We start from the raw sequence: 5,200 nt of genomic DNA, 5'->3' as shown, positions 1-5,200 counted from the left end.
TGGTCTGAAGACGACCTGGCCGAGGAACTCGGTTGCCCGTCGTCGGAAGTGCAAGCCTGGTTCAGCGGAGGGAAGCATCCGCCGCTCGCTGTCGCGGCCTGGATCGAGGCGTTAGTGAAGGCACACCGGTCCGTACCTGCGCCGAACCTCGGCCGGAGTTTTTCCGGCAAGGAACCCACGCTCGTACGCAGTGCGCAGATCGTTCTCCCGCACGAACCTCCCGGATATTCCGCATCACGTCCCGCGCAGCGGCGTTCGAGGCGGCCGTTCGTTTCGGCTTCCGTTTCGTCGTCGCCGGTTGCACCACTTCCATTTGCCGAGAAAGGATCAAGCCATGCCACATATCCGCTTTGAAGAACCCGTGACGGTCCTGGTCGGAATGGGTTTGCCCGTTCGGATCGAGACCGTAATGGAAGCCTACGCGCTGCTCCAGGACTGGCCCCCTGCCAGCCGCAACGGCGCGCATGCCGTCGCACTCAACGCCTGCAAGGCGGGGCTTGCCGGCGAGATCGATGCCGAGACCGTGCGGGCGACATTCGTCGCCTTCGCGCGCCGACATGACATTCTTGTTCCCGATGCCGCGTCGCTCCCGCTGTCGAATGCTGCCCGACCGATCCTGCCGGCGAACAGCGGCATGTTTTAGCGGACAATACCGCAGGACGGGCTCCGCTACGCGGGCCGTGCGCCCGGATGGCGCGATTCCTGTCCAAGGATGATGCCGAAGCAGGCGGGGGCTCACGGGCGGGTCATCCAGCTTGCGATCACCTTGGGCGACTGTGACGATGCCGCCGACAACCACCCTCGATGCTGTCCGGATGCAGCCGTCTCGAGCGACCATGATCTTCAGATAGGCGCGAAACAGCGCTCGTCGATCAGCCCCCACGACTTGAAAGCGCTTCGGTCGCGGCGAACCCTGATGCTTCTCTAGGAATTCCACAAAGCGCGAGATCAGCGCCTCATGGCCGCCCGCGGCCACGATCATCCAGCGCCGGTATGCGTCGGCGGTGTCCATGTCTTTCACGAGCCATTCGGGAGGTTTGGCTGCGAGCGCCTCGAAGCAGCGAATGCGCGCGGCGGTCGACAGATTCGTGAGCGTCCTGCCCGAGCGGACATCGGCGACGACCGGCGTGCGCAGCACGCGGGAAACCGCGTCACTGGTTTTCGCCGAACCCTTGGCCGCCTCCACTCGGCATATATCCGCGATCGCGCGCTCCAGCCGCCGCACGGCCGCCTTGATCGAGGCCTTCGGCGCAGCACGCAGGTCGAACCCGCATCGTGCGCAAAAATGCTGCGGGACCAGCTCGCCCTGGTCGAAGGTCGCAATGCCGGCGTGGCAGGCTGGGCATCGATCGCGAAGGCCACAGCCATGCGCGAAGCACGACACACGCGATGCCAGCCGCCACTGCCGCCGGAAATACGGCGCATCGTCCGCAGCAAGGCATTGGGGGCAATACTGCATCCAGGTGGAACGGTTCCGGTGCGCGCTGTCGCGCAGCGGCAGCAGGAGCGGGGCCATCGCACCGCCGCTGGTCGTCATTCCCGATATGTCTTCGATCGCCAGACCCGTCTGATCGGCTAGCAATTTTGCGACGTGACGCGGAAGGCAAAGGTCGAGGCGCGGCGACCACATCCTCTCGTCGAACCCAAGGGCGCCAGCGAACGATCGCGGCGCGATGCCGTTCGCGAGTGCAAGACGATGGAGCCAGCTCGACAGCAGCTCGTCTGGGAGCGGGTCAACGGAAACCGGCCAGCGGTCCCGGGCGATGGCGAGATAACGCTCGCGGATCTCGACCGCGAATGCACTGCGCGCCGCGTCACCCATCACATCAGGTCGTCGCGCACCGGCGCCCGGCGGCGATTCGAGACCGGGACGTAGCGCAACGCCTCGATGCCCGACTTCGTGATCCGCTCCTCACCAGATCTCACCGCAGTCGACGCCGCCGCGGAGACGATCGCCACGATCTCCCCGATCAATCCCTCGGAGAGCTGGAAGATCGTTCGCGCCAAGGGTTCATCCGAGAGATCGGACGCGCGGGCAAGCGGAAACGCACTCTCGAGGCTGTCGAGCAGCGCAAGGAACTCCTCGCCATATTGCCATCGCGGCACGGCGTGCAGGTCGAACCGGGTCGCCATTTCCGCGGTCTGGTTGACGAAGTCATAGACGGCGACCTCGCCGATCAAAACCGGCGAGATGTCGAACTGGCGGCCCATCCTCCGAAGGAAGCCAAGCACGGCCTCGACATCGCGCGCCCGGCCGCGCAGAGCATTGTGGAACTCATCGAAGATCAGGATTCTGGGCTTCAGCCTGTCGAGCAGATGATCGACCTGCTCGGCCTTGCGGCCGACGTCCCGGCTGCTGCCCGTCGGCGCGCGCAACGCTTGCAGGATGCTGCCGTAGAAATGGGCGAGACCTGCGCCCTCGCGCGTCTGCACGACCCACACCTGCTGCTGGCCGGCTGTCCTCAGATGTCCTACGGCGAACCGTTCGGCGATCATCGTCTTGCCATTGGCATAGGGTCCGACCAGCATCAGGCCCCGGGTCCGCAACGACGGCGGCCGCGAGAGAAGCTCACCAAGGCGTGCATGCGCCGTGACCGCTACTTGGTGTCCGATCCACCGCGGCGCCTGGATGTAAGCGATCCGCTCGGCCGTGCTGTGGTCGAGGTGGGGACGAACATGATCGAGCAGATGGTTCGCCACGTCACCAATCCTCCACCGGCAGGCGGCGCTTTGGACGAACGGGATGATCGGCAGGCGCCGGCGCCGCCGACCGCATCGCGTCATAGGGCTTGGGCGCGTCTGCGGCGTGAGATTTGCGCACCGCATTGCGCAGCTCGGCCTTCGTCGGCTTCGTTCTGCCTGCGATCTCCGCGATCCGGCGGCGCAGCTTCACCTTCTCGACGTCCGTGCGCGCGTTCGCGCTACGTTGCTGCAGCCGGTCGGCCTCGTGTTCCCACAACGTCATCGGAACAAGCATACCGTCGCGCCGCTCCACAGATCGAAACTCCCTGGTTTCGGGATCGCGGGCATAGATGTGGCTGATGTCGCGCGGGTCGTATCGAAGCTCAAGCTTGCCCAGCCGGTCTCGCTGCGGAACCAGCTCGCCCAACCAGGCTGAGTAGTAGTCCAGCGCGAACATGCTGACGCCCTGCGGCGAGATGCGCCGCTCCGTGCCGGGCATGAATGCAAGCAGGACTCGCATAGCATTATCGTCGAAGCGTGCAAGATCGTGCGCCTGCCGGTCCCATTCCGACGCCGGCACCTTCAGCGTCCTCGCGTTCTGCTGTAAATTGTGATCGATCACCGCGAGCGCGACGCATCGCTCGAGATCGGCGAAGCTGAGACGCGCCCGCCGCTCAGCGGGATACTGGTCGCGGTCTGCCACGGACCGGCCCGTCGAGCCGGGCTGCGTTGCAAGAACCGCGTTGAGCTTCCCGAGCAGCCTTTCGACCACGCCACCCTGGTGGACGCGGCCGCGATCCCGGTAGCGGATACGAATGCCGAAGTCCTCGCACCCGCGCTGGAAGGCATTCCCTTTGAACTCCTTGGCCGAGTCGGTGACCAGCGATCGTGGTCGACCGAACATCGGCCACCCATGCTCGATGCAGCGCGCTGCCAGCCATTCCTCCTTCGGACACATCGCCTGCGCCAGGCACAATGCGACCGGGAGCTCCGACGGCCTTTCGAGCGTGAGGCAGAAGCCGAGAATGCAGCGCGTCGCCACGTCAGTGACGATCGTCAGGTAGGCCCGGCCGACAAAGGTTCCGCCGCCCTCGACAACCTCGACGAAGTTGATGTCGGTCGGCGTGTGATCGATCTGGCAGACATCCAGCGGGTGCGCCGCGTGGATGTATCCGGGCCGGGCCCTGAGCCGATGGAGATGTTTCGGGTTCGCGGATCGCTTCTTCGCAATTTCCTCGGGGCCAAACAGTGCAGGTATTCTGCGGGCCACCGTCAGATAGGATGGAGGAGCCATGCCGGCCTCCTCGCAGCGGGCGCGGATCTCGGCTACGACCGGAGCAAGGGGTGGAGCCTCCAGCACCAGCCACTGCGCTCGCAATGTCGTCGCGATGATTTCCTCGATGTCCGGCTGGAGCCGCTTCTTCCGGGTCCGGTCTCCGCCGGGCAAGAGCAACGTCACTGTCCGGTCAACACGGTAGCGTACCAGCAGATTGTAGACCTGCCTGGTTGAGAGCTGCAGCTCGGCGGCTGCCCGAGTAATCGCCGCCCGCCGGGAACCCGAACCGTCCAGAATCTTGTCCAGCTCACGCGCAACGCGTCGCGCCGTCGACCATGCTTCATCGGAATGTGACGCCGCGGCGGACGCCGATATCAGGCTGTGTAATCGGTTCGGCAAATGAGCGGTCAGTGAAATCGTTAGCGAAAATTCATGGCTGTCATAGCGCTCAAACCTAAACAGCACATGACGTTCTCACGATTGAAATCGGGAAGTGAAAGCGACAGCCGAGGACCAGCTTGCCCGATTGGATGAGCAGGTACGGCGGAGTCCGGCCGGAGAGGGCTTCGTCGAGCGCGGCCATTTCTTCGATGCGGCCGCGAGCATGTGGGTGGGGGGCGAGCTTGTCCATGTCGAGGACCTCGTTCTCCACGACGAGCGCATGGATGTGCGGGCGCCGACGCATGAGCTGACGATCGCTCACCGCATCCTGCGCGCCCGACGCCGGATCGCCGGAGACAGGCCGGGCTGGGCCGTGAGCGACGCGGGGATCGGTGCGCTGACGGGATACGACGACCAGGACCGCGCCGCGGCAGGGGAGGGGAGTTCGACCGACGAGACGGCGGAGCCGGTGCTCATCGGCGATGACGATCCGCTTGCTCAGGAGCTCGCCAGCGTCGACGCGCTCCTCGAGCAGTCGCAGCAGTTGATTGATCGTGTCTCGGCTACAAAGCGCGAGGGCCGTTCGCCGCTTGTGGTCGGCGACCTCGTCGTTCGGGATTCTGACTGGGATGAGGCGGATCGGCTGGCACAGTGGAGGCGGGTTCTACAGGAAGTAGCGGACCTGCCGCCTACACTTGCTGCGGCGCTGATTTGGGACGCCTGGGAAACGCTAGAGCCTATGCAGCGCCAGCATTGGCTCGGCAGCCAGTTCGTCAGCGCCCATCTCCGCGCGCGCGGAAAGGTGGCGTCACACCTGTTCGGCTTCAATGTCGGGCTGAAGGCCGTGCCGAGGGAGCGCCG

4 protein-coding genes and 1 pseudogene are annotated in these 5,200 nt (G+C 65.2%); 2 read left to right on the top strand and 3 right to left on the bottom strand.

Going from position 1 to position 5,200, the window contains the following annotated elements:
- The first annotated feature begins 334 nt into the window (after positions 1-334).
- Positions 335-643, top strand: coding sequence for a DUF982 domain-containing protein (locus AB7F49_RS38015; protein ID WP_428532780.1), 309 nt, complete (start codon positions 335-337; stop codon positions 641-643).
- Positions 644-1,414: 771 nt separating this feature from the next.
- On the opposite strand, the pseudogene AB7F49_RS38010 reads toward AB7F49_RS38015, so the two are convergent.
- From AB7F49_RS38010 to AB7F49_RS38000, 3 genes and pseudogenes are all read right to left on the bottom strand, one after another.
- A pseudogene (locus AB7F49_RS38010) lies at positions 1,415-1,822 on the bottom strand (TniQ family protein); the annotation flags it as partial.
- On the bottom strand, positions 1,822-2,700 hold the full coding sequence (locus AB7F49_RS38005; RefSeq protein WP_428532777.1) for a TniB family NTP-binding protein: 879 nt from the start codon (positions 2,698-2,700) through the stop codon (positions 1,822-1,824). The pseudogene AB7F49_RS38010 and the gene AB7F49_RS38005, both read right to left, overlap by 1 nt.
- A 1-nt stretch (position 2,701) precedes the next feature.
- Positions 2,702-4,357, bottom strand: coding sequence for a transposase (locus tag AB7F49_RS38000; protein WP_428532783.1), 1,656 nt, complete (start codon positions 4,355-4,357; stop codon positions 2,702-2,704).
- A 94-nt stretch (positions 4,358-4,451) separates the two neighbouring features.
- Between AB7F49_RS38000 and AB7F49_RS37995 the strand changes: the two genes are divergently transcribed.
- Positions 4,452-5,200, top strand: a 749-nt coding sequence (locus AB7F49_RS37995; protein WP_428532774.1) for an RHE_PE00001 family protein, incomplete at its 3' end; no start/stop codon positions are given.

This window comes from Pseudorhodoplanes sp., from assembly GCF_050250235.1.
GTDB lineage: Bacteria > Pseudomonadota > Alphaproteobacteria > Rhizobiales > Xanthobacteraceae > Pseudorhodoplanes.
Note: the sequence above shows the minus strand (reverse complement) of the source record. Positions and strands in the feature narration are given on the sequence as shown.

Coding starts and splice junctions, on each gene's coding strand:
- AB7F49_RS38015 (WP_428532780.1), top strand. CDS start 335: ATGCCACATATCCGCTTTGAAGAACCCGTGACGGTCCTGGTCGGAATG.